This window comes from Glaciimonas sp. GNP009, assembly GCF_054343755.1.
Window position 1 is genome coordinate 647,691 of sequence record NZ_JBTGUV010000004.1, and the last position, 24,376, is coordinate 672,066.

Sequence of the window (24,376 nt, forward strand, 5' to 3'; positions counted from 1 at the left end):
CTAAGTAAATACCACAAATCGTTGATTGTTTATCCACGCCATGGAAATTACCCTCGTCTATATGTACTCACTCAAAATAGAAGTTGGTCGACGACTAAAGCAAGCAAGAGAAGCTACCGGAAAAACGCTGGTCGAAACCTGCGCAGAAGTCCCGGGACTTTCACCTACGAGACTGTCAAACTGGGAAAATGGGACGCGAACAGCTGACCTCCAAATTGTCAAAAAACTAGCAAAAATATATCTGACCGGCGCTAGTTACCTGATGACGCTGGAGGATGAGCCACCAGATCCAAGATCAACCTTATTGATCACGCTATACAGGGCAACTGATATTCGCGGGCAAGAAGCAATTTTGCGCGTTGCTGAAATGGAATCGAAATATACGGTGATCCTTCAACTGCCCCCACCTGCAGACGAGAACAAACCTCCAGAACAACCTCAAAATCCTGACAGTTGATAAACCAGCATAAAAATTAACGAGACGAACCCACCGACAAGGTGGGTTTTTTTTAACAAAAATATAGTAGGTGTGGATATTTCTATTTACTTAATCCACATTAGGTGTAATATAAAGCTTAGCAGATTTTGAGGCAATCAACAGTTTGATGAAACTTTATCCACCACACTCAATACTTTGTTGCCTTAATCAGGGGATCGCAGCGATATGACGAATAGTAATTTGATACTGGAGATGTGAAACGAAACGAAAAGTAACGACAGTACGGCTTGAGCTTTTTTGAATACATTTAAGTTAATGATTTGCTGCTAGGTATTTTTGTAACCGAAGACAGAATCTACGCCCAATACAGAAATGGCTGCCTCGTATACTCTTTCGTTCGCACACATCAACATCAATGAAGAGCGATGAGGCGCATGGCGGAATACTTCCCGCACACGCTTTACCGCTACAAGAGTGCCGGTTAGCTCTACAACGACGAACGGCGCATCCTGTGCATGATTGCGTTGATGATAGTCAATAACGCGATTAACAACTTCCATGGCAAGTGAATTAACTTGCGCCTCGTCCTTGGACGGTCCCGTCAGTGTGCCAATGGCAATGCCAACTACCAAACTTTTATTGTCTATGCGTGCTTCAAATGCGGTCAACGATGCTAACCCTCCTAATTCCTCCCCATCTGCAGGAGGTAAAAAAGTACTATTAATTTTCATTTCGTAGCTCCAAAAAAAAACGTTCATCACGTACCCGCGGATGCCATTTTTTGTCAATCGCAACACACTAGGGCCACTTTTTAAAGAGTCTTAAAAACTGTGACGCATTTAAATAAAATGATTAGCGATGAAGAAGTTTGTCGGTAACAGCTGCGTAATACCTAGTATCGATTTGACGTGCTTTTAGTATCAATAATAAGCGGCACAAGTTCTAGATAGTGCGTTATGCGGCCAGGTCTTTCAGTGGCATGCTTATTTATGTTCTGGTAGTACATTCAACACGTGGGCAAAGATCGCTGACACGTTTTTAATGAAGCCATTGTATGAGTGCTTTGAAACGTGCATCACACGCGTTTAACAAATTTAAGTAATTTCCTATAGCCTCCTTCCGCGATAACTGGCCCTATTTAAGCACAACGATATTTAAAATATCTCAACACAAATGTGGCCACGATCACTGCCTACAAAAAACGTTCTTGAATGGATGTTTGGGATAACCACCTCTGCAACAGCGCCACGATCCACACCGATGGATAAGATCACGACATTTGTAAGGACCCGCGTTGGTTGTACAAAGGGCGCGTCGACTCTGTGGATGTGGGCAAGTCAAGCCGGATATTTAATCATTCAGCATTTGAGATTGACATCGACGACCTGACGGGTCGCGTCGAAATAGCAACTCTATCCAACACTCCCCTTCTACATTTCCATACAGCAACGTTACGGATTGCTACTAAGCAATGTATAGAAATACCTCTGACCACTCTCCATCGTTGCGGCATCAACATTTTCGATGCTTGTAAGTTTACGTAAGTTTATAACAAGATTTGTGTAAGGTTACGGCCCCACACTCCACACGCGCAGGCTCGCACAACAAGCGCGCATTACAAGCACGCATAACAAGCACGCATGAAGACTATTTGGTATTTAGCCCGTCTAAAAATTGCAATCTGGGAAAAACCCGACTGGCATCAAGGTCGCTAAATAACAGCACAGCAGATTGCAGAGTTAGATTTAACAATTTTAATAATGAAGGAGACAGGCATGGCGATCAGCATTGCAGCAGGAAAAGTGGCCTCACGCAGCATCACTGCGGACGAGAGAAAAGTCATTTTTGCGTCATCACTTGGCACAGTATTCGAATGGTATGATTTTTATTTATACGGCGCGCTGGCGGCGATTATCGCTAAACAGTTTTTTGCTGGCACGGACTCCAACACAGCATTTATTTTTGCGTTGCTGGCATTTGCTGCGGGATTTATCGTGCGCCCATTTGGCGCTTTGGTATTCGGCCGTCTGGGCGACATGATCGGTCGGAAATATACATTTCTGGTAACGATCCTGATCATGGGACTGTCGACCTTTGTGGTCGGCATTTTGCCTAACTACAACTCTATTGGCATTGCCGCACCAATCATTTTGGTCGCTTTGCGTATCTTGCAAGGTCTTGCGGTCGGTGGAGAATATGGCGGAGCCGCCACGTATGTCGCCGAGCATGCGCCCGATGACAAGCGTGGTTCGTTTACTGCATGGATCCAAACAACAGCGACACTGGGATTATTTTTGTCTCTATTAGTCATCCTTGGTACACGTACGGCGATGGGTGAAGAAGCATTCGCTGACTGGGGCTGGCGCATTCCGTTCCTTTTGTCGATCGTTTTACTCGGCGTTTCGGTCTGGATTCGCTTATCCATGAGCGAGTCCCCTGCCTTTGTGAAAATGAAAGCGGAAGGTAAAGTCTCCAAAGCACCGTTGACCGAAGCATTCGGCCAATGGAAAAATATGAAGCTGGTCATTTTAGCTTTGTTTGGTTTGACCGCAGGTCAAGCCGTGGTCTGGTACACAGGTCAGTTTTACTCGCTATTCTTCCTGACGCAAACGCTTAAAGTTGACGGTCCAACTGCCAACATTCTGATTGCAATGTCTTTATTACTTGGCACGCCCTTTTTCTTGATTTTTGGCTCGTTGTCGGACAAGATTGGTCGCAAGCCAATTATTATGGCGGGTTGCCTGATAGCGGCACTGACGTACTTCCCAATCTTTTCGGGCTTGACGCACTATGCCAATCCAGCACTCGAAGCAGCTCTGAAAAGCGCACCGGTCACCGTCACAGCAGATCCAGCGACTTGTCAGTTCCAGTTCAATCCAACTGGTACCAAGAAGTTCACTTCTTCCTGCGACATCGCCAAAGCCAAGCTGTCTGCCATGTCGGTTAATTATGAAAACGTCGCAGGCGCGCCGGGTTCAGTAGCAACCGTCAAGATCGGCGATAAAACGCTCACTTCGTACGACGCAAATGGTTTATCGAAAGCAGATGCTACGGCTCAGGACAAAACGTTCTCCGCTGCGTTGTCCAGCAACGTCAAAGAGGCAGGTTATCCGATCAAAGCAGATCCAGCAGAAATCAACAAACCGATGGTCTTGTTATTACTGTTCATCCTGGTGGTCTACTGCACGATGGTGTATGGTCCAATTGCGGCGATGCTGGTCGAGATGTTCCCTACTCGCATCCGCTACACTTCAATGTCATTGCCATATCACATCGGTAACGGCTGGTTCGGCGGTCTATTGCCAACTACCGCATTTGCTCTGGTTGCTTTCAAAGGCGATATTTATTATGGACTGTGGTATCCGATTGTGATCGCTATCGGTACTTTCCTGATCGGCATGCTGTTCGTAAAAGAAACTGTGAATAACGATATCTACGCGGAAGAGCGCTAGTCCGATAAGAGACCGCAAAGTTAATCAAAAAAAGTAATCGATGTCCTGCTCCACATCATCAAATAGCAACACGATCATGTGGAGCAAGTCATCTTCAATTCAGTTATTTTTAAACGCCTCTGCGACACAATGATCAAGAGTGGGTTGCATCAGTGAGAATACATAGGCAATAGCTGAGCGTCCACGATTACTTGCTCACTTCTGGCGTGCGATCGATGAATGGCGTGCTCTTCTTTATATCCGGAGTGGGTGCAAGCACTGCAATATAACTTCCAAAAAAAACGCATCAAGCAAGAACTAACCTGCTTAATGCGCTTAAAGAAACACCTTCAACTCCGCTGATTATTTATCCCGCTTTACTTGTCCCGCATTACTTATCTATAAACTGCTCATTACCGACAATGCCAATTTTGGTGACACCAAGCCGTTGCGCCGATGCCATCACGGCGGCAACCGATTTGTACTCCACCAGTTTGTTCGGCCGCAAATGCACTTCATCCACATTTCCCATCGCTGCTACCGCCTGCAATTTACTTTCCAGCTCGGCCTTGCTTGCCATTAGGGCTCCGTTCCACAGCACATTTCCCGTTGAATCAATATCCACGGTATCAACAATCGGCGGTGCTGATTGTACTGGTGGATTACCAGTCGGCATGTTCAACTTTATTGCATGATTCTGGATTGGAATCGTGATAATCAACATGATGATGAGGACCAGCATGACGTCAATCAATGGCGTCATATTCATTTCCATCATCGGTTCCGGATCGTTACCGTTTCCACCAGATGAACCAATATTCATACCCATACTTTGCTCCCTGTTATTGGCGCGGTGGCGGTTCGGTGATGAAACCAATCTTGGCGATCCCGGCCCGCTGCGCGGTCAAGATCACTTTGCCGATATATTCATATTTGGTTTGCTGATCGCCGCGAATGTGCAACTCTGGCTGTGGCACGATGACCGCCACCAACTTCAGCTTCGCCAACAGTTGCGCGGTGTTCGGCACTAGTTGCTCGTTCCAGAACATGTCGCCATACTTGTTCACCGCCAGATTGATATTCTCCGGTTTGGTGACATAAGGTTGATCAGTTTCGCTCGGAAGCTTGACCGGAATCGTGTGCGTGACGACCGGAATCGTTATCAGAAAAATGATCAGCAACACCAACATAACGTCTACCAGCGGCGTCGTGTTAATCGTGCCGATCACTTCGTCTTCGTCCCCATCGGAAGAGCCGAGTGACATACCCATGATTAGCCAACCTTTTTCTTGATGCTGGCAATTTGACCCGCAGAACTCGTCGACATCACACCGCTCAACAAGACCGAGTGCAGATCGGCGCTAAACGAACGAATCTCTTCCATCGCGCTTTTGTTACGACGTACCAACCAGTTGTAACCCAGCACAGCAGGAACGGCGACTGCCAGACCGATGGCGGTCATGATCAGCGCTTCACCGACCGGTCCAGCAACTTTATCAATCGATGCCTGACCAGCGATACCGATGGCGGTCAACGCATGGTAAATCCCCCATACCGTACCAAACAGACCAACGAACGGTGCTGTTGAACCAACTGTCGCCAGAAAAGCCAGACCATCTTGCAAACGGCTTTGCACCTTTTCGACTGAACGCTGGATCGACATTGTGATCCAGGTATTGAGATCAATTTGCTCTAGCAATGCACCATCGTGGTGTTCGGTCGAGGTACTGCCGGTCTGGGCAATAAAATGATAGGCGCTGGCTGGCTTGAGACCTGCAATCGCCACTTCGACGCTAGGTGCTTTCCAGAAATTGTTCTTCGCATCTTTAGCCTGACCCATCAATTTCACTTGCTCGATCAACTTGGTGATGATGATATACCAACTGCCCATCGACATCAGGACCAGAATAATCAGCGTACCGCGTGCCACAAAATCGCCGCCCTTCCATAAGGCATCAAGTCCGTATGGATTACTGACCGTTTCCGTCGTGGCCGGAAGCGGCGGTGGCATTGGGTTGGCGCTGATGCCCGATGCCGCTACCTCCGCGGTATTAGTAGTTACTGTGGAAGTGGAATCTGCTGCCGATGTAATGGCTGAAGTTCCAGCCGATGCCGATGTCTGCGCCACAGCCAGCGGAGCGGAGAGTGTCGCAGCAGTGATCATGACAACGACAACAAATGCGGATAGGCGATTACGAGGTGTAGACATACGAGTACTCCAAATTGTATAAATGAGATTGCTGAAAAGACGAACAAAGGTGTACTACTTCAGACTGCTTATTCCAGCTTCCAGACATACTGCATTCTTGTCGTAGACGCGATTGCCTGTCCATCGGCCATCGCGGGGACAAAGTGACAAAGGCTCCACGCTTTCATGGTCGCCCGGTCCAGATCTCTGAAGCCGCTGCTTTTTTCTACTACAGCATCAAGAACATTGCCATCAGCACCGATAGACAGTTTGACGTTAACCACGCCCTCTTCTTCATTTTGCAATGACGCTCTTGGGTAAGCTGGTTTTTCGCAATTTCCCGCTACTTTTGCGCTGGTATGGGATGGCGTTGCAGGACCTGTCGCTGCGGCAGATGGTTGCGCGGTTGACGTCGGCAAGTCCGGCGTGGATGGTTTGACATTGGTGACCGCTGCAATCACGTTCACCTGTGGTTGGGGCTGCACTTTCACCTCAGGCGGCGGTACAAACGGTGGTGGTGGCGCGACTGTTTTTGGTGGTGGCGGTACTGGTTTAGCTGGTGGTGGCGGTGCTGGTGGCTTGATCTCTTCCACGATCTTGGTTTCGACCGGTTGTTGAATCACTTCAACAACCTTACGTGCAAGGCCCGTAAGAAGTGCATACACAAGGGCCACATGCAAAATAACCACCACACTGATGCCGACTACATTCCTGGAAGGTTTTTTTCCATCCTGCGTGAAATCCATACCTCTTTCCTCCGTTACATCGTTGTTCAATTGCTGAAAAATTCTGCAACCAATTCTGCACATTAGTACGCCAGCAAGTGATCAATTGCCCGCTCCACAACGACAAGACCAAATGGGGTCATCTCGTTATGGAACGGGCGCAAGCCAATCACTAATGACTCATTAAGAAATCCTCGAAAAAACGATTGAGGATTCCAAACAATCGGCTACTTAAATGCATAGTTCGCGCGCACAAAGAAAGCCCGACCGATTGCGTCGCCATAACGTGCGTCGTAACCGTACTGGAAGTTATCGGTCACGTTGGAGGCGGGTGGATCGGTATTGAACAGATTTTTGATACCGGCAGTCAATGTCAGGTTTTTAAACCCGGCGTAGGTTCCAGACAGGTTGTAGCGGGTGTACGAACCAACGTGATGATTGAAACCTTCCGCGACGGAGCTGCCGTTTTGATCCCGATAGCCGGTCGCAAAAGATTGCTGCACCACTGCGCCCCAAGGACCTTTGCTCCAGGTGAGTGTCGCAGTATGGCGCCAGCGGAATATCACGCCACCGGCCGTACCAACACCGCCGCCATAGACGCCCAGATTGCTTTTATACGCGCCACCTTTTTCGGACTGATAGTCGTATTGGTTGACGTAAGTACCGTCCAGCGCCATTCCAAAATTGCCCCAATCAGATTTCGGCAGACGCCATGAAAGACCCAGATCAATACCTTGCGTTTTGACGTTGCCAAGATTGACGTTGGTATCGATGATGTAATTGAGTGAACCATCAGGATTACGCACATAATCTGCGGCATATTTGACTGGATCGCCAAAAATATCACCCTCTGGCACTACCGATATCTGGTTCTTGATTTTGATATTCCAATAATCAATCGAGAGCGTCACATCTTTCAACGGTTCCATCACAGTACCCAACGTAAATGAGTTGGATTTTTCTGGTTGCAATTGTTTGTTACCGCCACCTTGTCTGAAGAACTGCTGACCGCAATCACGCGCGCTGATACCGCCCGACACTGCTGTTCCGTTAGGGCATAACGACGGATCATCATAGACCCTGCTGGTATAAGTTTTGGAGTTTGGATCATTCAGTTCATACAGACTAGGCGCACGAAAACCTGTGCTATACGAAGTACGGAACATCAAGCGCTTAGCCGGTTGCCAGCGTAGCGCTACCTTAGGATTCAACGTATTGCCGACGTCGCTGTATTTGTCGTAACGCAAGGCCAGCTGTGCTTCCAGCGACTTTACGATAGGGACATTGAATTCGGTAAACACCGCGCTGACATTACGACTACCTGAAGAAGACTGGGCATCTTGCGAACCAGTGCTTTCGGATAAATCTGCTAGCGCATGATTTACGTTGAACTGTGCGCTTTCATGGCGGAACTCACCACCAATCGCAAAACCTAACGGTCCTGCAGGCAACTGGAACAGTTCACGGCTGGCCGTAAAGTCGATCGACGCAGTTTGCGTTTTCGCACTTTCATAAGCGCCGAGCACTTGCGCGCTGTTCAGATAAGCGGTTCCCGCTGCACTTTGCGCGCCAAACGGATTGATAATTCCGCTTAACAGTCCGGACTTCACCAAATCATTGTTTAAATAACCGCCGTTCAGCTCGTCGCGTGCTTTACTCATCGAATAAGACAAACCGGTCTTGTAATCCCATCCAAATTTTGTGCCTTCCATACTCAACAACAAACGGTCAGTGCTGTTAATGGAATCATTGATACGCTGTCCAGCATCCGCAGAACGCCAATTGAGCGAGAGCGGACCGCCGCTTAAGCCTGCGACTCCGGGAGTTACGCCGTTCCCAGGGTAATACGGGCTGGAGCTTGGAATCAGATAGTCGCTGCTGGTACCGCTACCGTCACCGGCAAAAACATCACCTGCGACGCGTGTTCTTACCTTGCTTTCGGCATGCAGGTATTCAATCGAAGCGGTATTATCTGCATCGAGCTTGAAGGTGCCTTTACCAAGGAAAGAGACCTCTTCTGTTTGCGGAATAATACCGATATTGGCTTGACTGTTATAGCGACAAGTACCGGCGGCGGAAGGATTGGCGAAAGGTGGACGGCAACCAGAACCGTAATACGGATTGCCACTCAAACCAGAAGGTTTGCCCGAGGTTGGATCAATCGGACCGGCACCGGGGTCGTAAAAGTTGGCTGGACTGGAATTACCACTACTGGCATTCAATCCAATACCAGGATTGCGACCACCCAATTGTGAAAAACTGCGGTCGCTTGCTTTGACGCCGTTCTGCGAGTGATAGTCAATGACGCCAAAGAAATTGAAGCCATCCTTATCCAGATCGCCCATACCACCGGACAAATTGAAACGTTTTTCGGCGCCGCCAGCCTGCTCGGGCACGATGCCTTCGACACTCAGATTAACGCCGGTGTAAGAGCGCTTGGTAATGAAGTTAATCACACCGCCAATGGCGTCTGTACCATAAATGGCTGAAGCGCCATCCCGCAGAATTTCTACGCGATCAAGTGCTGCAAGTGGAATCACATTCAAATCGACTGCCGCGCCGTCAAATGCGCTGTTGGCCAAACGACGACCATTGAGCAATACCAGCGTTTTGTTTGAGCCAAGACCGCGTAAATCTGCGGCTGCGCCAACTGTTTTGCTAGTGCCGACATTCGACGATGAATTAAATTGTGTTTGATTGCCGGAGACGGTTGCCAATACTTCGGCAGCGGTGGTTGCACCCACTTTGGTAAAATCATCCGCCTTGATAATTGTGATCGGCGATGCACCTTGCGCCGCCACGCGCTTAATGGATGAACCTGTAATTTCGACCCGTTGCAATTGCGGTTCACTAGAAGGATCCTCCTGCGCAAACGCAGAATGTGCTATCAGGCCGAAGCCGACAGCCATGCCCCCCGAAAAGACCCTACGTAGTGATCTCGACAAACCCTTTTCCGTCATCATAAACAAACTCCCCTGGGGATAATAGTTAGAGTTGAAATTAAATCTTTGTAAATTTCGATATATTTATTAATCGCCTTGTGAGCGATTTGAAGAAAAATTATTCTCTTTTATAGAATAAATAAAAATAATTTCCGCAATATTCAGAATTAACAAAAAATAACAAAACACGACAAAAAACAAAATACACGACGATTTATTGGAAAATGGCATTTATTTAAACGATCAATAACATTCCACAATGCAACATTAAGCAAATTTTGTGCCATGCAAAATTACCCCACAAATCTGGTGTATGCTTTCACAATGGCAACAATACAAATGTACTTTTGAGTGCGCTTTTAAGCACCTTACAAACGCTCTTTAAGATATTGTTTACATAGCGTTTTTTAACGCCACGGCACCATAAAACAAGCTTTATAAAAGGCCAAAAAAGGGAAATAAAGATGCGGATTTCTAAACGACTAGGCCATTTACTGCTCGCACCTCTTTGCATATTGATAGTTGCAAATGCAGCAGGTACTGCATCAAATCCAGCAGACCTGTCTAAAGTCGTACATGTTGCGTTTGAAGCAGCCGACGATGGATTCGATATGGTCCGCACAAACAACAGTCTTTATTCAACATGGGTTGGTGAAGCGATCTATGAGAGTTTGCTGACCTACGACTATTTGGCGAGACCGGCTAAATTGGTTCCAAAGACGGTTGAGGCCATGCCGGAAATCAGCAAGGATGGGCGAACTTATGTCTTCCATATAAAGAAGGGCATATTTTTCACCCCGGACCCAGCTTTTAACGGGGCACGACGAGAATTGACGGCACAAGATTATGCGTACTCCATCAAGCGCGTCCTTGATCCAAAAAATCGCTCGCCGCAGGCTAGTTCATTTGAAGGAAAAATTGTCGGCCTCGATGCAATCGTCGAGGAAGCAAAAAAATTAGGACAGTTCAATTACGATGCGCCGGTTGCGGGGCTTGAAACACTGGATCGTTATACGTTGCGGATCCAGCTCAATGCGCTCGATCAGACATTCCTCTATCTGTTGGCACACTCGACAACTGGTGCGGTAGCACGTGAAGTGATTGAAAAATATGGTGCGGACTCGGGCCGGCATCCGGTCGGGACCGGAGCCTATTTTCTAAAAGAATACGTCCCGCGTAGCAAGATTGTGCTGGAAGCAAACCCTGACTATCGGGGTTATATCTGGAATTTCAAATCTTCCGGGGATGCGTGGGATAAACAAGTCATCAAGGATATGCAGGGCAAACATATGCCACAAGTCGGCAGAGTTGAAATCAGCATCATTGAAGAAGAACAGCCACGCTGGCTGGCCTTTGATAGCGGGCAACTGGATATCGGTGAACTAGCCGGTAGCTCAGTTGAAAAAGCATTAAATAAAGACGTGCTTAAACCGCAGTACACATCCCAAGGCGTCTCTCTATATCGCTTTGTCGGGGCAGAAATTACGCATACTATCTTCAACTTTAAAGACCCTATCGTTGGCGGTTATACAAAAGAGAAAATCGCACTGCGTCGCGCCATTGCCATGGCCTATAACCTTGATGATGAAATTAGACTGGTGCGATTTGGTCAGGCCACCAAAGCGCAATCGGAAGTGCCGCCCGGTGTCGCTGGCTATGATCCGAAATATCGTAGCAGTATTGCTTACGATCCTAATCTGGCAAATAAGCTGCTGGACTATTTCAAGTACGGCAAAGGTTCGGATGGCTATCGCAATATGCCGGATGGCAAACCCTTCACAATCAAAATTTTTTCGACCGCCTCATCCGCAGATCAAGCTCGGATGGAAATTTGGAAACGCTCTCTGGATGAAATCGGCCTACGTACTGATTTTCCAGTCAGTAATTTCGCCGACAATCTCAAAGCCGCATCTGAATGCAAGTTGATGATGTGGGGTCTCGGTGGAACCGCCAGCATCCCGGATGGCTCCGATTTTCTAGAAAGTTTTTATGGGCCGAATGCTGGGCAAGGCAATCTCGGCTGCTATGCGTCCCCCGCATTTGACGATGCTTATCGTAAAGCGAGGGTATTACCCGATGGCCCCGAGCGGCAAGTATTTTACAATTTGATGGAGCGCCAAATCGAAGCGGATACCGCACAAGTATTGCATCTCTCACGCTTTCGCAACTGGGTAATCCGTCCATGGGTGAAGGGCTTTAAAAAGCATCCTATTTTGCATGCGGACTGGGAATATCTAGACATCCAAAAACACTAACTTTGAGGGCTTACCCCAAATCGCCCCAGCGGCGTTGTGCTTTCCTCGCCGCACTATTGGGACTTACGGAAAATCGCCCCAGCGGCGTTGTGCTTTCCTTGCCGCACTCGCGTGCTGTCTTCGTCGGGACGCCTTGCTGGGACGGTTTTCCGTAAGTCCCAAAGGTAGGTTGCCCGAAAAAGTCGCGTACTTAAATGGCCGATACAGTTTTATTAGCAAAAGACAACATCGTTGCAATATGGAGATTTTAAAAATAATGCATTCATCATCGTACCGTAGACCGCTTTCACTTCACCGATCTGCCGAATCAGGTGGTCGCTTTGGTCGCCTTTGCGCCAATCTGGGCGGTGGCTTGAGCGTCGTCAGCTTGTGTATCGCGGTGATCTTCGCCTTACCGCTGCACACGGCTAGTGCGGCACCTACGTCACCAGCCGATCCGGGCAAGGTGTTGCGCTATGTCATTCCAGCGGCGGAAACCGGTTTTGATCCGGCGATGACGCGTGATCTGTATTCGCAGGTGGTGAATCAATCGGTATTCGAACCGCTCTTTACTTACGATTATCTGGCAAGGCCTGCCAAGCTGGTGCCACTCACAGCGGAGGCGCTGCCCGAGGTATCCGCGGATGGTAAGACTTATACCATTCGCTTAAAAAAGGGGATCTATTTTTCTGCCGATCCCGCCTTCAACGGCAAGAGGCGCGAGCTGACGATGGCTGACTATGTGTATTCCTACAAGCGTCTGCTTGATCCCATACTCAGCTCTCCGCAAGCCTGGCTGCTTGAAGGAAAAGTCATCGGACTGGATGAACTGGCGACCGATGCCAGAAAAACCAATCGCTTCAATTATGACTCCAACATTCACGGTCTTGAATTGCTTGATCGTTACACCCTGCGCATCAATCTGAAACAGCCTGATTTTAACCTCGGCATGATACTAGCTCACCAACCGACCGGTGCTATGGCACGCGAAGTGGTGGAGAAATATCGTGACGCGCAAGGTCAGGTGATGGCAAATCCGGTAGGAACCGGGGCTTATTTGTTGACGCAATGGGTGCGTGGATCACGTATCGTGCTGTCGGCCAATCCTGACTATCGCGGTTATATCTGGGATTTCAAGGCAGGTAGTGATCCCGACGATCAACGTATCGTCGCGCAAATGCAAGGCAAGCACATGCCGCAAATCGGTCGGATCGAAATCAGCGTGATGGTAGAAGACCAATCGCGTTGGCTGGCTTTTCAGAAAGATGAAATTGACCTCTTTCAGCTAGAGGGACCGCTCGCCCCACAAGCGCTATTGGATGGCAAGCTGAAACCGGAGTTGATCAAAAAAGGTATCCAGCTATCGCGCATCGTCGATCCAGAGATCAGCTATACCTATTGGAATATGCGTGATCCTGTTTTGGGTGGAATGAGCAAAGAGAAAATCGCTCTGCGCCGTGCGATTGCGATGGCCCACAATGTCCGTGAAGAAATCAAGATCGTCTGGAATGACGAAGCAATTCCACTCGAATACCCGATCCCGCCCGGTGTCATTGGCTACGACCCGAACTACAAAAGCAGCATCCAATTCGAACCCGATGCGGCTAACGCCCTACTCGATAAGTTCGGCTACAAAGTTGGTAAAGATGGCTGGCGCACTCTGCCAGATGGCAAGCCCTTACAGATACGCTACACCGCCCGCGCCGACTCGCTGGGACAACAACAGTCCGAGATGTGGAAGAAGACCTACGATCTGATTCATATTCATATGCTTGGCGATTTGAAGCCGTTTCCGGATATTTTGAAGGCGGAAAAACAATGTCAGTTGCAAACTCGTACCGCACCATGGATAGCTGACTATCCCGATGGCGACAACTTCATGCAATTGTTCTATGGCCCGAATATCTATCAGAACAATAACGGCTGCTCGAAGATTCCTGAGTACGACACGTTATATGCCGAATCGCAAAAAATGCCAGCCAGTCCTGAGCGTGACGTGCTGTATCACAAAATGGCGCGCATTTTAGAGGTCTATGCACCGATTCGTCCTGGCTATGCCCGCTATCGCAACATGCTGGCGCAACCACGCGTTATCGGCTTTAAAAAGCATCCGATATTGCCGATCGAGTGGATGTATTTTGATATTGAAAAGCGCAAATAGTGTGCTTTAGTTTTGCTGAAGTTCTCTCAAATTTTTTGAAAGAAGTGCATGAAATCATCATCATTTTTCTGGACAGCTTCTAAAACGTTATCCACGTTGGCATTGGCTGGAATGGCACTAAATCCAGCGGTCGCACATCCAACTGCGGCGCCGAAGAGCATGCAATCGCCAACCCTGCGACCTTTGATTCCGTTACTGGAGGCAGAAGAAATCACACCGGTGTGCACAAGAACATTAACTGCACTGCGGCAGCGCGTGTCAACCATCGAGCAGCAACCCGCAGCCCATGCCAACGATACCAAAAGCGTCCTGGCCGACTGGAACGCCCTGCAAATCACTATCGAAGATTTGCAAGGTCCGGTTGATATTCTCAATAATGTATCGCCCGACCCAAAGGTGCGTAGCGCAACTGAAGCCTGTTTGATCGAACTGAATAAATTCTCAACTGAACTGCTGCAAAACGAGAACCAATACGCCCGCTTCAAAGCCATACGACCGGACGATCCAGTCGCGCAAAAATTACGTCAGGATATTCTGTATAGTTTTGAGGATGCCGGCGTCTCATTGCCTTCAGTCAAGCGTGCGCGGCTAAAGGCTATCCTCGAAAAACTGGAAACATTAAGTCAGGAATTTGCCCGCAACATTCGCGACAATACCCAAAAGGTGACATTCACGCAAGCCGAGATGCAAGGCCTGCCGGTTGCTTATATGGCACGCGTCAAACCAGATGATCAGGGCAACTATCAGTTAGGCTTCGACTATCCGGATTACAAGCCATTCATGGAATCGGCAGATAATAGTGACGCGCGACGACGCTATCAAATGGCATTTGAGAATCATGGTACGCCAGCAAATCTCGACGTGCTAAAGCAAGCAATGGATCTGCGCCATGAGATGGCCGGCCTGTTCGATCTTCCTAGCTATGCTGATTTGGTGTTACGCCGCCGTATGGCTAAGTCGCCACAGGCAGTCTATGCATTTCTGGATGAAGTAAAGGGCGCGGTCACCCAGTTGGAACGCAAGGAAATCGCAGAACTGCGTGCGTACAAAGCGGAGACCCTAAAAACCCCGCTCGCAGAGACGACGTTATCGCGTTGGGACCTCGACTACTGGCAACAAAAACTCAAACAGGCGCGCTATAACCTCGATCAGGAAGCGCTTCGCCAATATTTTCCGACTGATGCGGCTGTGCCCTGGATTCTGGGTGTATCGAGCACGTTGTACGGGGTGGAGTTTATACGGACCGAAGTACCGGTCTGGGACCCGGAAGTACACTATTACGATGTTGTCGATATCAAAACAAAAATGCGTATTGCCGGCATTTATCTGGACTTGTATCCACGTGCGGGCAAATACGGTCATGCCGCCGCGTGGGGCACGCGCGGTGTCAGCACCCTCGTTCATCGCACACCGATTTCAGTGTTGGTCACCAACTTTGATCGTCATGGCTTGAACAGCGACGAATTGGAAACCTTGGTCCATGAATTCGGTCACGTGTTGCATGGCGTGCTGTCGCGTGCCAAATACGTTAGTCAGGCAGGAACTAACGTAGAGCTGGATTTTGTTGAAGCGCCGTCACAAATGTACGAAGAATGGGCACGCCGTAAGGAGTCCTTGGTATTATTGTCAAGTTATTGCAAAACCCCATGCCCGACAGTCGACGATGCCCTAGTGCAGAGAATGACTGCGGCCCATAATTATGGGCGCGGCATACGTTATGCCCGCCAACTTCTTTACGCCAGTTACGACATGCGCATTCACAACGATCAAGCGGCAACTGAAAAGCCCTTAGCGATTTGGCAACAAATGGAAGGTTCGACGCCGCTCGGCTATGTTCCGGGAACTGAGTTTCCAGGACAGTTCGGACATCTGATGGGTGGCTACGCCGCCGGATACTACGGTTATATGTGGTCAGAAGTATTGGCACTGGACATGCTGTCGCGCTATAACGGTAAGCTTATGAATCCAGAGGTTGGCCAGTTTTATCGCCACACCATCTTGTCACGCGGCGGCGAAACATCAGGCAATGAAATGGTCCGCACTTTCCTTGGGCGCGCGCCCAACAGCAAAGCATTCTTTGCTGAAATTTCCGGCCAGCGCCTGCAATAAGGACGTCCATGACCGCTTATATTCTGCGCCGCTTATGGCAAATGGTACCGACGATGCTGGGCGTCATCGTATTGGTATTCTTCTTGTTCAACTGGGTTGGAGGAGATCCTGCGTATATTTTGGCTGGCAAGATGTCAAATCCTGCACAGATCGCCAACATCCGTGCTCAACTTGGGATCGATCAGCCTTATATCGTCCAGTTGTGGATTTTCATCAAACAGATCGTCACCTTTGATTTTGGCGCTAGCTGGAGCACGGGCGAATCTGTCTCTCACGTGATCCTGACGCGCCTTGGTCCATCATTGACCGTCCTGATTCCACTGACTATTCTGGAAACGTTTATCGCAGTCGCGTTAGCGCTGGCGGTCGCATTTGTACGCGGTTCGATCACGGATCGGATGGTGATGATTGCTTGCACCATAGGGATGTCGATCAGTATTCTCGTGTACATCATTCTGTTCCAGTACTGGTTTGCCTACAAACTTGGCATGTTTCCGGTACAAGGATGGGGTAGTAGCTTCACCGAGAATCTGTTCCACTATTCCGCACTGCCAATTCTCATTGGGCTGGCGGTCAGTATCGCGCCTAGTTTACGTTTATATCGGACATTCGTGCTGGACGAAATCAATCAGGATTACGTACGAACAGCGCGGGCCAAAGGCTTGACCGAAAAACGCATTATGTGGGTCCACGTTTTGCGCAATGCGGCGATTCCTATCATTACCAATGTGATGTCCAATTTGCCAGCATTGCTGATTGGCGCGTTCTTGATCGAACGCTTCTTTTCGATTCCAGGCATTGGGCGAGAGGTGATTTTGGCGGTCGAGCGCAGCGATTTTCCTGTGATTAAGGCAATCACAGTGTACGTAGCCGCTGCCACCATGCTGTTCAATCTGTTGACCGATCTGATGTATCAGGCGGTTGATCCACGCGTTCAGCTGAAGTAAGAAAGCACTATCGCTATGTCTATTATCGTGGATTTTAAAAAGAGAAAAAGTGAGGCAGCAAAGGCGGCGGCAACGATTCCGCCTGACGCTGTTACCACTATTGCCGCTGCTAACGCTTCTGCCAACGCCACCGCTGCAACACCGACTCTGCTGACATCGGAGCCATCGCCGGGTTTATGGGCGTTGGCGTGGCGTCGCTTGCGTGCCGACTGGGTCGCCATGGTCTCGCTGAGTGTCGTCGGATTATATTTTTTGGTACTCATACTCTCCAGCACCGGTTTGATAGCCAGCGACTGGAGTGATGAGGTGGCCGTTAATTATGCGCCGCCATCCTTCATGGGTGCGCAAGCGATAGCGGACAATGGCGGCAATCCCAACGCCATCGTCGCAGAGCCGCTACCCGATAACCCACTCGATCCGTTGGCCGACGTTCTTCGCACATTACGCGCTAGCAAAACCGTCGCGCCTACTACCCCGGTGGTTGCCAATGATTATGGCATCACCGATCCGCTGCAATCCGAGCTGACCACCATTCGCAGCAAACTGGCACAGGATGGCACCAAAGCGACGGTCGCCCGCAGAACTACTTTGCTGTTTGGTGCTGATAAATGGGGCCGCGATATTATCAAGAAAACGATTAAGGGCGCTGAAACTTCTATCGTAGTCGGGTTGGTTGCCGCGCTGCTGGCGACTGTGCTTGGGACCGTTTTTGCGGCGATATCGGGTTACTTCGGCGGCTGGGTGGATGATGTCTTCAACTGGTTCTATAGCATCTTCACCTCTGTACCTTATTTGCTGCTGATTTTGGCGGTGGCGGCGGTGCTACAACAAAAAGGTGTGCTGACGATTGTGCTGATTTTGGGCCTGACCGGCTGGACCGGCACGTTCCGCCTGATCCGGGCCGAATACATGAAACATAAAACGCGCGAATACGTGATGGCGGCAGATGCCATCGGTGCTTCGCACTGGCGAAAAATGTTTTCACATATTTTCCCCAATATCAGTCACGTGGCGTTGGTGCAACTGTCGATCCTTGTAGTCGGCTTCATCAAGTCGGAGGTGATTCTGAGCTTCCTCGGTTTTGGTGTACCGGTCGGCGTGGTGTCTTGGGGCAGCATGTTAAACGAAGCACAAAACGAATTAATTCTTGGCAAGTGGTGGCAACTCGCCGCCGCAAGTATCGCGATGGCAATTCTGGTTACAGCATTTTCGCTGTTCACCGATGCGTTGCGTGATGCACTAGATCCGAAATTAAAATAGGAATCGCCATGAATATGCTGCATCCGAATAGTTTGAACGTTGCACCAGAACTGCCAACAACAGTGCTGGAAGCGCCATTGCTGCAAATACGCGATTTGCGCGTGAGCTTTCGTACCGACAAAAAGAACACGGTCGAAGCAGTCAAAGGAATTTCTTTCAATATTGCGCGCAACACGACGGTCGCCTTAGTCGGTGAATCCGGCAGTGGTAAGTCGGTCAGTTCGCTGGCGGTGATGGGATTGTTGTCACCGGATAGCGCCAGCATTGGCCCGTCCAGCAGCGTCTTGTTTGAAGGCCGCGACTTATTAACGCTGTCCCCGACTGAACGACGTCAATTATGCGGCAAAGATATCTCGATGATATTTCAAGAGCCAATGACCTCGCTCAATCCGGTGTTCACCGTCGGCTTTCAGATTGGCGAGGTATTGCAGCAACATATGGGTATGAACGCCAAAGCGGCACGTATCCGCGCGATCGCGTTGTTAAAAGAGGTCGGGATTCCTGAGCCAGAAACCCGAATAGATGCTTTTCCCAATCAATTGTCCGGCGGTCAGCAGCAACGCGTCATGATCGCCATCGCCATTGCGTGCGAACCAAAATTGCTGATCGCCGACGAGCCGACCACTGCGCTCGATGTCACGATCCAAAAGCAGATTATCGATTTGATCGAAGCGCTGCGTAAACGCCACAAGATGTCAGTCCTGTTCATCACCCATGACCTGGCGTTGGTGGGCGAAATTGCAGATGAAGTGATCGTCATGCGCAACGGCGAAGTCCGCGAAAAAGGGACTACCCGGCAAATTTTTGAAGCACCGCAAGATGCCTATACCAAGGCGCTTCTATTATGCCGACCGTCGCTGGATAGCCGCCCGTGGCGCTTGCCCGTGATCAGCGACTATATGAATGGCAATCCAGAAATTGATCATCCGGAGCTGACTGCCAAGCAACGAAGTCGTGGCCTGACCGGCAAAGAAGAAATTCTGCTGGACGTGCGCAATCTTGGCAAAAGTTTTTACTCCCGCCAGGGACTATTCGGACGCAAAGAATTTAAAGCTGTTCAGGATGTTTCTTTCACACTGGCACGCGGAAAAACCCTCGGTGTCGTGGGCGAATCCGGCTCGGGGAAAACCACCGTCGGCCTGACCTTATTACGCCTGCATCAAGCCACTAGCGGACAAGCCTTGTTCCAGGGAAAAGATATATTGGCGATGTCGAATAAAGAATTCATGTCCTATAAACGACGGATTCAGATTATTTTTCAAAACCCGTATGCGTCACTCAATCCGCGCTTTACCGTCGGACAAATTTTGCTGGAACCGATGCGGATTCATCAGATTGGTCGCGACGATAAAGAGCGCGTCGACATGGCGCTGCAACTATTGAAAAAAGTCGGCATGCCAGCCGCTGCATTCCACCGCTATCCGCATGAATTCTCTGGTGGTCAGCGACAACGTATTGCCATCGCCCGTTGTCTCACACTCAAACCCGAAGTGTTAGTGTGTGATGAGTCGGTGTCGGCGCTGGATGTCTCGGTCCAAGCGCAGGTTTTGAACTTATTACAGGATCTACAAGAAGAGTTCGGCATGAGTTACATCTTTATTTCTCATGATCTGGCAGTCGTGAAATACATCGCCGATCAGGTCATGGTGATGCATCAGGGCGTGGTAGTCGAACTGGCAAACTCGGATGAGCTATATCGCAATCCGACCAATGCTTATACGCGCTCTTTACTGAGTGCCATTCCGCGTGGGTTACAGCACTAGATTTACATCACTGAAGATTGATTGCAGGAATTTTTTTGTATTGCAATCGACGGCAACCGACACAATCGGTTACTCTTTTTGTACACACTCATGAGGTGATTCTTGTACGATAATATTCGCGCCCTTTTCAAGCGGCTTGCGCCCGCTGTAGATTTTTGTTCGTTGCGTCTGGTGGATGAAACCAGCGAACACATCATGGTCCGCCAGGACATTTTGCAACCCATCAGTCACCGCTCGGATCGTGGCGCGATGCTTACGGTCATACATCGCGGCGGTTATGGTTACGCTGCCACCAGCGACCTTAGTGAGAACGGGCTGAAAGAGGCTTTGCGACGCGCCAAAGATTGGGCTGAGGCCAGCGCGGGACGTTCAGTAGTCGACTATTCGCACATCCTCATGCCACGTCCGGTTGGCCACTATGCTGGACCGGGAGCCGGCGAACAAAATCGCGCCACCCTCGCCAGCACATGGTCACGCAAGGACGTCATTGCGTTGCTGTTACGCGAGTCCACGGCTTGCCGAATCGATAGCCGTATTGTCGACTGGTATGCGGCGTTTGGCACAATAACAACCGACCAGCTTTATATCAGCGCCGACGGTGCCGACGTTCTCCAGCAATTTCATTACGTTATGCCCAATCTGGCAGCAACCGCCAATCAAGGTGGCGACACACAAACCCGCAGTTTGGGCGGCCAATATAATGGTTACTGTCGGCAAGGCGATATGGAAGTGCTGAGCGCGGCTGGTTTTGATGGCTCGGGCCAACGTATCGCTGAACAGGCGTTGGCGTTATTGGCTGCGCCAAACTGCCCGACCGGGATCATGGACTTACTCTTGATGCCGGAACAAATGATGTTGCAAATTCACGAATCGATTGGCCATCCGCTTGAACTGGATCGTATTCTGGGTGATGAGCGCAACTTCGCGGGAACCAGCTTTGTGACGTTAGATATGTTCGGCGCTTTTCAGTACGGTTCAGAATTACTTAATGTGACCTACGATCCAAACCGTGTCGACCAATTCGCCAGCTATCAATGGGACGATGACGGCAGTCCGGCGGAACGGAGCTTCGTGATCCAAAACGGCATTCTTAAAAAGCCACTCGGTGGATCGATTTCTCAAGCCCGCGCCGGTATTGACGGCGTCGCCAACTCCCGCGCTTGTAGCTGGAACCGGCCACCAATAGATCGTATGGCGAATCTAAATATAGAACCCGGTAGCAGTTCATTGCAAGATCTGATCGGATCGGTCGAGCGCGGTGTATTGATGGATACCAACGTCTCCTGGTCGATTGATGATTCACGCAACAAGTTTCAATTTGGCTGCGAAACTGGTCGCCTGATAGAAAATGGCGAACTCAAAGGCGTGGTCAAAAACCCTAATTATCGCGGCATTTCGGAAAGTTTCTGGCGCTCGTTAAAAGGAGTTGGCGACCAATCTACATTCAATGTAATGGGCACGCCGTTCTGCGGTAAAGGCGAACCATCACAAGTGATTCGGGTCGGCCACGCATCGCCCGCCTGTCTGTTCAGCAATATTGCCGTGTTTGGAGGGGATGCAGCATGACCAACATCATAGAACCGATTCAATCTCCGGCAGACCCGCTCACCAACCACATGCAGCAATATTTTTATGATTTGGCAGCACTCGTCCAAAGCCGTATGCATGGTTCAGAACAATTCACTTGCTGGTTTTCTGCGGAAGCGACCGACTTCGTGCGCTTTAATCAGAGTTTGATCCGTCAACCGGGTCACGTCCATCAGATGCGTTTATCATTGCGTCTGATCAACGGTAAACGCCATGCCGAAAGCAGTGCCACGCTCGGCGGCGATCTGGCGACTGACAATGCGCAATGCATCCGTATGCTTGGTCAATTGCGGGCGCAACTGGATGATCTGCCGGATGATCCATATCTGTTATTTTCGCAAGAGATTCGCAACACCGAACACATTGTTCCCTCATCATTGCCGAGCAGCGCCGCCATTGTCGATCAGGTATTGAACGCCGCAGTCGGTACCGATCTGGTCGGAATTCTCGCTGCCGGTCCCGTGTATCGCGGTTTTGCCAATTCCTTCGGTCAGCGTAACTGGCATCAAACCGCCACCTTTAATCTCGACTGGAGTCTGTACCAAAACCGCGATAAGGCCGTGAAAACCTCCTATGCCGGTTTGCAATGGGACGCTCAGACATTTCAGGCCAAATTAGCCAGCGCCAAAGCGCAACTCGCGCTGCTGCAGCGCCCGGCGATGACTGTTAAACCCGGCGCCTATCGCGTTTATCTGACGCCGACTGCGCTCAACGAATTGTTCAGCATGCTGAACTGGTCGGGCCTATCAGAGAAATCTCTCCGGACCAAGCAAAGTGCATTACAACGCATGCGTGATGAGGGTCTGGAATTGAATCCGGCAGTGATGCTGATCGAAGATACCCTCAACGGTGTTGCTCCCGGCTTTCAGCAAGATGGCTTTATCAAGCCTGATCAACTGAAGTTACTTGAACACGGCAAGCTGACCGGCAGCATGATCTCACCACGCACCGCACTAGAATATGACATCGCCAATAACGGCGCCAATGCTGAAGAAATGACTTCGTCACTTGATCTTGCTGCGGGTAATTTAGCGTTAGCGAATGTGTTGGCGGAGCTCGGTACTGGCATTTTTATCAGTAATTTGTGGTACCTGAATTTTTCAGACCGCGCCAATTGCCGTATCACGGGTATGACGCGCTTTGCCACATTCTGGGTAGAGAATGGGAAAATTAAAGCACCGTTAAATGTGATGAGATTCGATGATTCGTTATTTCGGCTGTTGGGAAATAAATTGCTTGGCTTGACGCAAGAGCGGGAATTGTTGATCGATGGCGAGTCTTATGGTGAGCGACGAGTTGGAAGTACGCGGTTACCTGGGGCGTTGATTAGTGATGTGAATTTTGTTTTGTAGAGAAGTTGTATTTCAAAATTGAGCTATGTAGACCCGATCCGTTCAAGTCACTTATGGAATCAGCGCTGCAAAACGGTCTGCTAACGTGAGACGTGATCTTGCTGGCCAGATGGCACTGAGTTCAAATTGTGGCAATAATTGACCGTGCTCAACTTCACAAAATTGTACGCCGTGAAATCGCATGGAACGTACCGTCCCAGGAAGCAAGGAGAATCCGCAGCCTGCTACTACGCAGGAATCACCGTTAAGGTCCGATTTACGTCCTGCACAATCTGAAGTTCGATACCAGCTTGCCGAAAGGTGCTGAGAATACCAGCACGTAGTTGCGGCAATTGTTTCTCGGAAAACCAGACAAGTCCTTCTTTGGCCAACTCTTAAAGTGATATTTTATGATTGATGCCGACGGAAATTACTGTCGGCAGGACAGCAACCAAAGGGTCGCGACGGATCAGCTTCTCATTCATTTTTCCGACTAAAGTCACTGGTGTATGCAGTAGTCCAAGATCAATTTCTCCGGTTTCGAGCGCCCTTGCCTACTCCTCGATACTCATCTCACGCAGTACGAGATCCACGCCAGGCAACGCAACACGTAGCGCAGCGAGAGCACGCGGCAAAGTATCGAACAGGACCGCTGATACAAAGTCAATCGATAACGACCAGCGCGATGGGTCCCAATGTCCCGCGCCCTGATGGCGGCTGAGTCGATTCTCGCCATACTCAGGCAGATATCATCGATCATTGACGCTCCCGCGTCGGTCAGCACAGCGCCGCGACCACTCAAACAACTTTACTCCCAATTTTTTTCATTCGACCTAACGCCTGGCTTTGCGCGGGCTGTGCCACGTCCAGCTTAATACCGATGCCTACGCCATGTATGGCATCGAAGCGGCAATTGAACGTGCGCATCGATTCGTCGAAGCTGACACTGATAACCAGAGGTTACGAGCGCTATTCGAGACGCCGGATTTAATTAACATTGTCATCGGCGGTAAGACACCAACTTTGGTTGGTCGTGTATTTATTGATGCCGAAAACCCATCCCATTGGAAAGCGTAGTGTGAGACAGAGCATTCATAGCGTTTTTGAATTTGACAGGGCATTTTAATAATCGCGGTCCCCCGTTATAAATCTGCACTCTGAGCATCCACACTAAATAGACCTGTCTACGATGGTGAAACCATAAAAAGGCCTCGGTATAAATATGCTGAATCTGGATTAGTTTTTTTAAGGAGCAGATA

General features: G+C 49.5%; 16 protein-coding genes and 2 pseudogenes. 11 read left to right on the plus strand and 7 right to left on the minus strand.

Translation table 11 applies throughout. The features are described from left to right. Nucleotides 1-40: 40 nt before the first annotated feature. Nucleotides 41-457, plus strand: a complete 417-nt coding sequence (locus ACXX82_RS03905; protein ID WP_322232320.1) for a helix-turn-helix domain-containing protein — start codon at nucleotides 41-43, stop codon at nucleotides 455-457. 308 nt (nucleotides 458-765) lie between these two features. Here ACXX82_RS03905 and ACXX82_RS03910 read toward each other — a convergent pair whose 3' ends face one another. Beyond that, entirely contained in the window at nucleotides 766-1,170 is a 405-nt protein-coding gene (locus ACXX82_RS03910; protein ID WP_322232321.1) for a hypothetical protein, read from the minus strand. Between the two features lie 1,044 nt (nucleotides 1,171-2,214). Here ACXX82_RS03910 and ACXX82_RS03915 point away from each other — a divergent pair. Further along, entirely contained in the window at nucleotides 2,215-3,891 is a 1,677-nt protein-coding gene (locus tag ACXX82_RS03915) for an MFS transporter (protein ID WP_322232322.1), read from the plus strand. Between the two features lie 370 nt (nucleotides 3,892-4,261). Here the strand turns inward: ACXX82_RS03915 and ACXX82_RS03920 are convergent, their stop codons facing one another. The 5 genes from ACXX82_RS03920 to ACXX82_RS03940 form a co-directional block, all read right to left on the minus strand. Then, entirely contained in the window at nucleotides 4,262-4,699 is a 438-nt protein-coding gene (locus tag ACXX82_RS03920; RefSeq protein ID WP_323506746.1) for an ExbD/TolR family protein, read from the minus strand. A 13-nt stretch (nucleotides 4,700-4,712) separates the two neighbouring features. Beyond that, nucleotides 4,713-5,141 (minus strand): ExbD/TolR family protein, encoded by a 429-nt coding sequence (locus ACXX82_RS03925; protein ID WP_458562456.1) that lies wholly within the window; start codon nucleotides 5,139-5,141, stop codon nucleotides 4,713-4,715. Between the two features lie 2 nt (nucleotides 5,142-5,143). Next, the gene (locus tag ACXX82_RS03930) at nucleotides 5,144-6,079 is read right to left on the minus strand and encodes a MotA/TolQ/ExbB proton channel family protein (RefSeq protein ID WP_323506747.1); all 936 of its coding nucleotides are present in this window, start codon (nucleotides 6,077-6,079) and stop codon (nucleotides 5,144-5,146) included. A 68-nt stretch (nucleotides 6,080-6,147) separates the two neighbouring features. Further along, nucleotides 6,148-6,804: an energy transducer TonB gene (locus ACXX82_RS03935; protein WP_323506748.1), complete on the minus strand. Its 657-nt coding sequence runs from the start codon at nucleotides 6,802-6,804 to the stop codon at nucleotides 6,148-6,150. A gap of 206 nt (nucleotides 6,805-7,010) precedes the next feature. Then, on the minus strand, nucleotides 7,011-9,746 hold the full coding sequence (locus tag ACXX82_RS03940) for a TonB-dependent receptor (RefSeq protein ID WP_458562457.1): 2,736 nt from the start codon (nucleotides 9,744-9,746) through the stop codon (nucleotides 7,011-7,013). Nucleotides 9,747-10,189: 443 nt separating this feature from the next. Between ACXX82_RS03940 and ACXX82_RS03945 the strand changes: the two genes are divergently transcribed. From ACXX82_RS03945 to ACXX82_RS03980, 8 genes are all read left to right on the plus strand, one after another. Beyond that, nucleotides 10,190-11,980 (plus strand): ABC transporter substrate-binding protein, encoded by a 1,791-nt coding sequence (locus tag ACXX82_RS03945; RefSeq protein ID WP_323506749.1) that lies wholly within the window; start codon nucleotides 10,190-10,192, stop codon nucleotides 11,978-11,980. Between the two features lie 256 nt (nucleotides 11,981-12,236). After that, a complete protein-coding gene (locus ACXX82_RS03950; protein ID WP_458562458.1) occupies nucleotides 12,237-14,120 on the plus strand; it encodes an ABC transporter substrate-binding protein in 1,884 nt (627 codons plus the stop codon). Between the two features lie 48 nt (nucleotides 14,121-14,168). Further along, nucleotides 14,169-16,229, plus strand: coding sequence for a M3 family metallopeptidase (locus ACXX82_RS03955; protein ID WP_458562459.1), 2,061 nt, complete (start codon nucleotides 14,169-14,171; stop codon nucleotides 16,227-16,229). 8 nt (nucleotides 16,230-16,237) lie between these two features. Then, nucleotides 16,238-17,176, plus strand: a complete 939-nt coding sequence (locus ACXX82_RS03960; RefSeq protein ID WP_322232331.1) for an ABC transporter permease — start codon at nucleotides 16,238-16,240, stop codon at nucleotides 17,174-17,176. A 15-nt stretch (nucleotides 17,177-17,191) separates the two neighbouring features. Then, nucleotides 17,192-18,436, plus strand: coding sequence for an ABC transporter permease (locus ACXX82_RS03965; RefSeq protein WP_458562460.1), 1,245 nt, complete (start codon nucleotides 17,192-17,194; stop codon nucleotides 18,434-18,436). 14 nt (nucleotides 18,437-18,450) lie between these two features. Next, entirely contained in the window at nucleotides 18,451-20,199 is a 1,749-nt protein-coding gene (locus ACXX82_RS03970) for an ABC transporter ATP-binding protein (RefSeq protein ID WP_458563955.1), read from the plus strand. A 102-nt stretch (nucleotides 20,200-20,301) separates the two neighbouring features. Then, complete coding sequence (locus tag ACXX82_RS03975) at nucleotides 20,302-21,765, plus strand: TldD/PmbA family protein (protein ID WP_322232333.1); 1,464 nt, start codon at nucleotides 20,302-20,304, stop codon at nucleotides 21,763-21,765. Further along, nucleotides 21,762-23,138 (plus strand): TldD/PmbA family protein, encoded by a 1,377-nt coding sequence (locus ACXX82_RS03980; protein ID WP_458562461.1) that lies wholly within the window; start codon nucleotides 21,762-21,764, stop codon nucleotides 23,136-23,138. The genes ACXX82_RS03975 and ACXX82_RS03980 overlap by 4 nt, the downstream gene beginning before the upstream one ends. Nucleotides 23,139-23,189: 51 nt before the next feature. Here the strand turns inward: ACXX82_RS03980 and ACXX82_RS03985 are convergent. Further along, nucleotides 23,190-24,044: pseudogene (locus tag ACXX82_RS03985) on the minus strand (LysR family transcriptional regulator). Between ACXX82_RS03985 and ACXX82_RS03990 the strand changes: the two are divergent. After that, a pseudogene (locus ACXX82_RS03990) lies at nucleotides 23,994-24,140 on the plus strand (carboxyvinyl-carboxyphosphonate phosphorylmutase); the annotation flags it as partial. The pseudogenes ACXX82_RS03985 and ACXX82_RS03990 overlap by 51 nt on opposite strands. Nucleotides 24,141-24,376 lie beyond the last annotated feature (236 nt).

Bases quoted from the DNA above. Each gene is read 5' to 3' on its own strand.
- ACXX82_RS03970 (WP_458563955.1), top strand. From the start codon at position 18,451: ATGCTGCATCCGAATAGTTTGAACGTTGCACCAGAACTGCCAACAACA.
- ACXX82_RS03950 (WP_458562458.1), top strand. From the start codon at position 12,237: ATGCATTCATCATCGTACCGTAGACCGCTTTCACTTCACCGATCTGCC.
- ACXX82_RS03925 (WP_458562456.1), bottom strand. From the start codon at position 5,141: ATGGGTATGTCACTCGGCTCTTCCGATGGGGACGAAGACGAAGTGATC.
- ACXX82_RS03910 (WP_322232321.1), bottom strand. From the start codon at position 1,170: ATGAAAATTAATAGTACTTTTTTACCTCCTGCAGATGGGGAGGAATTA.
- ACXX82_RS03905 (WP_322232320.1), top strand. From the start codon at position 41: ATGGAAATTACCCTCGTCTATATGTACTCACTCAAAATAGAAGTTGGT.
- ACXX82_RS03915 (WP_322232322.1), top strand. From the start codon at position 2,215: ATGGCGATCAGCATTGCAGCAGGAAAAGTGGCCTCACGCAGCATCACT.
- ACXX82_RS03920 (WP_323506746.1), bottom strand. From the start codon at position 4,699: ATGGGTATGAATATTGGTTCATCTGGTGGAAACGGTAACGATCCGGAA.
- ACXX82_RS03960 (WP_322232331.1), top strand. From the start codon at position 16,238: ATGACCGCTTATATTCTGCGCCGCTTATGGCAAATGGTACCGACGATG.
- ACXX82_RS03965 (WP_458562460.1), top strand. From the start codon at position 17,192: ATGTCTATTATCGTGGATTTTAAAAAGAGAAAAAGTGAGGCAGCAAAG.
- ACXX82_RS03955 (WP_458562459.1), top strand. From the start codon at position 14,169: ATGAAATCATCATCATTTTTCTGGACAGCTTCTAAAACGTTATCCACG.
- ACXX82_RS03940 (WP_458562457.1), bottom strand. From the start codon at position 9,746: ATGATGACGGAAAAGGGTTTGTCGAGATCACTACGTAGGGTCTTTTCG.
- ACXX82_RS03935 (WP_323506748.1), bottom strand. From the start codon at position 6,804: ATGGATTTCACGCAGGATGGAAAAAAACCTTCCAGGAATGTAGTCGGC.
- ACXX82_RS03945 (WP_323506749.1), top strand. From the start codon at position 10,190: ATGCGGATTTCTAAACGACTAGGCCATTTACTGCTCGCACCTCTTTGC.
- ACXX82_RS03980 (WP_458562461.1), top strand. From the start codon at position 21,762: ATGACCAACATCATAGAACCGATTCAATCTCCGGCAGACCCGCTCACC.
- ACXX82_RS03930 (WP_323506747.1), bottom strand. From the start codon at position 6,079: ATGTCTACACCTCGTAATCGCCTATCCGCATTTGTTGTCGTTGTCATG.